Here is a 5,695-nt window from a genome sequence, read left to right as displayed (position 1 = left end):
AAGATGCACCACTGATTGTAATTGTTTCCAAGGCTCCGGATAATTTAAGAGACATACCATGACCACCATCATAACCAGCCCTTTGAATATCTTCTTTCATAACAGATAAAGTGATATTAAGACTTTGCAATAAATTTAGCTCTAAGCTTTTTTCTTTTGCTGTTTTTTGTAAACTCAAGAATATAGAGCCCACTACACTAAGAACAATTAACCCAATTAAAGAACTAATCATTAATTCAATTAAAGAGCTACCTATTTGATAGCGTTTGTTAGCACTGACGGTAATCATATAACTTAGTTCCAGAGTTACTACAAATCTTAATCCTCCCAGGAGGGTTTGAGATCTTTGCTTGTAGTTTTATGTTTTGAGCATTGGTTGGGAAAAACTCTATATTTCCTCCTTGGGGCCGTCCACGGACCTCATCGAAGCTTATTTTTTGATTATCGTAACTGTGCTTCAAAGATAATTCAGAGTATGCGGAGCCGGAAAGGTTTAAGATTACTCCCCCTGAGCCGCTAGATGAGTTAGTTAACTGTAGAGACCATGCACCTTGACTGACAACGACGTTTTTAGCCATAGAGAAATGAATATATAACTTTTGATTTCTCATTACCGCCTCGGACTTACTTTGGCTTAGAAAACCAGCTAATTCAGTTGCTAATCGCTGCATTTGCACAGTTTGTGAAACACGGCTAAAGCTTGGAGCTGCAAACGCCAATATAATACTCAGTACAGCAACAGTAATAAGAAGCTCCAACAACGTAAACCCGCGAGGCATTTCCCAAATTCCTATGTAAACGGCAAAAGGGCCGTAATTCATCTTGCACAGATGCTATCACCTGCCAAAAATAGGCGGAAAAGTGAAAAGGAAACTACTCGTGATGATTCGAATTTCTCGTTGTAACGGCTACAAAAAAGGATTGAGAGGGATGACATTGATCGAATTACTGATAGCTGTCGTGATTGTCGGGATCATTGCTGCGATCGCCTACCCTTCTTACACTAATCATGTAATCAAGTCTCATAGGACGGTTGCCTTGAGCGATCTTAGTCGAATTCAGCTAGAGCTAGAGACATCTTATGATGGTGGGTACGACTGGAGTCATATTCTCTCTGGAGGCACATGCGCTCTATGCGATTCAGACACAAATAGATTTTCTTTCGATATTGCGAGCTCTGCAAGTACGGCCTATACCATTACAGCAACAGCAAAATCGGCTCTGGGACAAGACGACGACGAGTGCTTGACTGGTTCTAAAACGATTACTTTAACGTCAACAAATGTCGAAGAACCAAGTGATTGCTGGAATTAGGAAGAACACCGAGATGCAAAAAGGCCTGCATTTTAGCAGGCCTTTGTATTTGTGCTTTTCACTAACGTCTTAGCTGGTTAAATCATCAAAGAACTTTTTCACACCGTTGAAAAAGCCTTCTGATTTAGGCTTGTGCTTAGTTGCCGCTTCACCACCACAAGACTCTTCAAACTCTTTGAGCAGTTCTTTTTGGCGTGAGCTTAGGTTTACTGGTGTTTCAACAACCAACTTAACAATAAGATCACCAACACCGCCACCACGAACGCCTTTCACACCTTTACCACGCATACGGAACATACGACCTGTTTGCGTTTCTGAAGGCACTTTTAGGCTTACGCGACCATCTAGGGTTGGTACTTCAACTTCACCACCTAGAGCTGCCATCGCAAAGCTTACTGGCACTTCACAGTATAGGTTGTTGCCATCACGCTCGAAGATATGGTGCTCTTTCACGTGCACTTGTACATACAAGTCACCCGCTGGTGCTCCCATTTCTCCCGCTTCACCTTCGCCAGATAGACGAATACGGTCGCCAGTATCAACACCTGCTGGGATCTTAACGTTAAGTGTTTTTGTTTTCTGCTTACGACCTTGACCATGACACTCATTACAAGGGTCTTTAATGATTTTACCTTTGCCGTGACAGGTAGGACAGGTTTGTTGCACTGCGAAGAAGCCCTGGCGCATCTGTACTTGACCATGACCATGACAGGTACCACATGTTTCAGCAGATGAACCTTTCTTCGCGCCACTACCATCACAGGTATCACAGTGTACTAGTGTCGGTACTTCGATCTCTTTCGTTACACCACGAACCGCTTCTTCTAGCGTCAATTCCATGTTGTAACGTAGGTCAGCACCTCGCTGGGCACGGTGGCCACCACCGCCACGACGACCACCACCAAAGATGTCACCGAATACATCGCCAAAGATGTCGCCGAAATCAGCACCGCCGCCGCCAAAGCCGCCGCCACCGAAACCACCGCCGCCTTGTTCAAAAGCTGCATGACCGTATTGGTCGTACGCCGCTTTCTTTTGAGGGTCGGTCAGAACTTCGTACGCTTCTTTTACTTCTTTAAACTTGTCCGCCGCAGAATCATCACCCTGGTTTCGGTCTGGGTGGAATTTCATCGCTAGACGCTTATACGCCTTTTTGATATCGCGCTCTGAGGCATCACGGCTTACGCCTAATACTTCGTAAAAATCACGTTTTGACATGTTCTTCGTCACCAGTTAATTACTACAAACGGCATCGATTCACCGCTTGGTGTTTGTATCGTTCTAGGTAAGTGCACTTGTCTGCAACATACTTAACTAGAAAGACAGCGTTTACAAACAGACGGGCGTAAGAGTTGCCCCAAACGCCCGCACACGAAGTCTTATCGACCCCAGATGGCTATGCAGCCATCTGGTTAAGAAATATTATTTCTTGTCGTCTTTAACTTCTTCGAACTCAGCATCTACAACGTCGTCTTCTTTAGACTGTGCACCTGCGTCAGCACCTTGTGCTTGCTGCGCTTGAGCTTGTTGTTGAGCGATTTCCATCAGCTTTTGAGAAGCAGTCATTAGTGCTTGAACTTTAGCATCGATAGCTTCTTTGTCTTCGCCTTTACGTGCTGTTTCTAGCTCAGAAATTGCTGCTTCAATCTTCTCTTTCTCTTCTGCAGGTAGCGCTTCACCAGCTTCTTCTACTTGCTTACGAGTACCGTGAATCATTTGGTCAGCTTGGTTACGTGCAGTTGCTAGCTCTTCGAACTTCTTGTCCGCTTCTTTGTTAGCTTCTGCTTCTTGAACCATTTTCTCGATGTCTTCATCGCTTAGACCGCCAGAAGCTTGGATAGTGATCTTCTGCTCTTTACCAGTCTGCTTGTCTTTCGCAGATACGTGTAGGATACCGTCCGCATCAAGGTCAAACGTAACCTCGATTTGTGGCATACCACGTGGTGCAGGCTGGATGCCTTCTAGGTTAAATTGGCCTAGAGACTTGTTGTACATCGCTTGCTTACGCTCACCTTGTAGAACGTGGATAGTTACCGCGCTCTGGTTGTCTTCCGCTGTAGAGAAAACTTGGTTCGCTTTAGTTGGGATAGTTGTGTTCTTCTCAACTAACTTAGTCATCACGCCACCCATTGTCTCGATACCTAGAGACAGTGGAGTTACGTCTAGTAGTAGTACGTCTTTAACGTCACCAGCAAGTACACCACCTTGAACTGCAGCACCCATTGCTACTGCTTCGTCAGGGTTTACGTCACGGCGCGCTTCTTTACCAAAGAACTCAGCAACTTTCGCTTGAACCATTGGCATACGAGTCTGACCACCAACTAGGATTACGTCAGTGATGTCGTTTACTGATAGGTCAGCGTCAGCTAGAGCTACTTTTAATGGTTCAAGAGAGCGTTGTACTAGGTCTTCAACTAGAGATTCTAGTTTTGCACGAGTCACTTTAATGTTCATGTGCTTAGGACCAGTTGCATCTGCAGTAACGTAAGGTAGGTTTACGTCTGTTTGAGAAGTAGAAGAAAGCTCGATTTTCGCTTTCTCTGCTGCTTCTTTAACACGCTGCATTGCTAGTGGGTCGTTTTTAAGGTTGATGCCTTGCTCTTTGTTGAACTCATCAACCAAGTAGTTGATTAGACGGTTATCAAAGTCTTCACCACCTAGGTGAGTATCACCGTTAGTTGCTAGAACTTCGAATGTTTTCTCGCCTTCAACTTCATCGATTTCGATGATTGAAATATCGAATGTACCACCACCAAGGTCGTATACCGCGATAGTGCGATCGCCGCCTTTCTTATCAAGACCGTAAGCTAGCGCAGCTGCTGTTGGTTCGTTGATGATACGTTTAACTTCTAGACCTGCGATACGGCCAGCATCTTTTGTCGCTTGACGCTGAGCATCGTTAAAGTAAGCAGGTACTGTGATAACTGCGCCAGTTACTTCCTCACCTAGGAAGTCTTCAGCAGTTTTCTTCATTTTCTTAAGAACTTCAGCAGAAACCTGAGGAGCTGCCATTTTTTGGCCTTTCGCTTCTACCCAAGCATCACCGTTGTCAGCCTTAACGATTTTGTAAGGCATGATTTCGATGTCACGCTGAACTTCTTCGTCTTCAAAACGACGACCGATTAGACGCTTAATTGCAAATAGCGTGTTTTCTGGGTTAGTTACTGCTTGACGTTTCGCTGGTTGACCTACTAGCGTCTCACCGTCAGTGTAAGCAATAACCGATGCAGTAGTACGTTCGCCCTCTGCGTTTTCAATTACACGTGGTTTGTCGCCGTCTAATACAGCAACACATGAGTTAGTAGTACCTAAGTCAATACCAATGATTTTACCCATCTGGCTATCTCCGAATAAATTCTATTTTCGTTTGGTTATAACCCCAATGTGGGGGGAGGAGAATCGGGTTTCAACCCTTGCTCACAAACAAAAATAATCAATGTTTGCTTCTCTATGCCACATAGATAAGGGCGGCAAAATGCTTTTCAAGGGCAGAATTAAAAAAAAGCGTCTTTTTTCGAAATTTATGTGTTTCTTTCTGATTAATTGGGAACTCGTCACACTGCTGTAGCGCAACAAAACGTCATTTCCCAGATAAATTTATTTATGCCCGACTCTTCCTAAATAAAAAACGAGCTCATAAGAGCTCGCTTCAATATTAGGGTTAAAATAAATTATTCAAGGTATTAGGCGTTCGCTTGAGCAGGCTCAGCATCAACACCTTCTTCTTTACCTATCTCACCTTCTGTTTTTGCAACAATGGTGTTCACTGCCGTGTCGCCGACAACGTTAGATGATGTACAGAACATATCATTAATACGGTCGACCGCTGCAATGATTGCCAAACCTTCAGGTGGTAAGCCTAGCTGGTGAAGCAAAACACCTACCATTACCACGCCGCCCCCAGGAACGCCGCCAGCACCAATAGATAACAGAAGAATAGTTAAGCCAAGTGTGAAGATGTCTGCGGTGTTAATTGGCTGGCCAAAAGCGTTCGCAACAAACATCGTTGCTAGAGCAATATAGATAGACACACCAGACATATTCATCGTTGCGCCCAGTGGTACACCGAAGCCAGCAACCGATTTAGAGACCTGAAGCTTTTCTGTCAGTGTGCGCATCGTTACCGGGATAGTCGCGTTTGAGCTTGCGGTAGATAGAGAGAAAAGAATCTGCTCACGAGTTGCACGTAGGAAAGTCTTTGGAGAAGTTCCTGTCGCAATACTCACTGCCATTGGGTAGAAGAAGAAGATCCAGAACACCAACATCGCAACCACCAAAGCCACGTAACCGGCAACGGACATTAATGTATTGGCGTTTAGCGTTGCACCTAGTTGAATCATTAGTGCGAACACACCATATGGTGCAAGACTCATCACTAATC

At 44.6% G+C, this 5,695-nt stretch carries 6 protein-coding genes; 1 reads left to right on the top strand and 5 read right to left on the bottom strand.

Going from position 1 to position 5,695, the window contains the following annotated elements:
• Together CAG68_RS01710 and CAG68_RS01705 are read right to left on the bottom strand one after the other, a co-directional pair.
• A partial coding sequence (locus CAG68_RS01710) for a PilW family protein (RefSeq protein ID WP_443083845.1) occupies positions 1-289 on the bottom strand: 289 nt, incomplete at its 3' end.
• Complete coding sequence (locus CAG68_RS01705) at positions 270-779, bottom strand: GspH/FimT family pseudopilin (protein ID WP_064369022.1); 510 nt, start codon at positions 777-779, stop codon at positions 270-272. The genes CAG68_RS01705 and CAG68_RS01710, both read right to left, overlap by 20 nt.
• A gap of 103 nt (positions 780-882) precedes the next feature.
• Here CAG68_RS01705 and CAG68_RS01700 point away from each other — a divergent pair, with 103 nt between their 5' ends.
• Positions 883-1,314 (top strand): type IV pilin protein, encoded by a 432-nt coding sequence (locus CAG68_RS01700; RefSeq protein ID WP_054865952.1) that lies wholly within the window; start codon positions 883-885, stop codon positions 1,312-1,314.
• 69 nt (positions 1,315-1,383) lie between these two features.
• On the opposite strand, the gene dnaJ is transcribed toward CAG68_RS01700, so the two are convergent.
• From dnaJ to CAG68_RS01685, 3 genes are all read right to left on the bottom strand, one after another.
• Entirely contained in the window at positions 1,384-2,532 is a 1,149-nt protein-coding gene (gene dnaJ / locus CAG68_RS01695) for a molecular chaperone DnaJ (protein ID WP_005381620.1), read from the bottom strand.
• Between the two features lie 204 nt (positions 2,533-2,736).
• Positions 2,737-4,650, bottom strand: coding sequence for a molecular chaperone DnaK (gene dnaK / locus CAG68_RS01690; protein WP_005381623.1), 1,914 nt, complete (start codon positions 4,648-4,650; stop codon positions 2,737-2,739).
• 347 nt (positions 4,651-4,997) lie between these two features.
• The coding region (locus tag CAG68_RS01685; RefSeq protein WP_161440715.1) for a cation:dicarboxylate symporter family transporter at positions 4,998-5,695 on the bottom strand (698 nt) is incomplete at its 5' end.

Origin of the sequence: Vibrio sp. V42_P2S4T144, assembly GCF_009904715.1 — a bacterium.
GTDB lineage: Bacteria > Pseudomonadota > Gammaproteobacteria > Enterobacterales > Vibrionaceae > Vibrio > Vibrio alginolyticus.
The sequence above is the reverse complement of the archived record's forward strand: the minus strand, read 5'-3'. Positions and strand labels throughout refer to the sequence as shown.

What these genes read in the sequence shown, in the direction of transcription:
- dnaK (WP_005381623.1), bottom strand. Translation starts at nt 4,650, where the DNA reads ATGGGTAAAATCATTGGTATTGACTTAGGTACTACTAACTCATGTGTT.
- dnaJ (WP_005381620.1), bottom strand. Translation starts at nt 2,532, where the DNA reads ATGTCAAAACGTGATTTTTACGAAGTATTAGGCGTAAGCCGTGATGCC.
- CAG68_RS01705 (WP_064369022.1), bottom strand. Translation starts at nt 779, where the DNA reads ATGCCTCGCGGGTTTACGTTGTTGGAGCTTCTTATTACTGTTGCTGTA.
- CAG68_RS01700 (WP_054865952.1), top strand. Translation starts at nt 883, where the DNA reads ATGATTCGAATTTCTCGTTGTAACGGCTACAAAAAAGGATTGAGAGGG.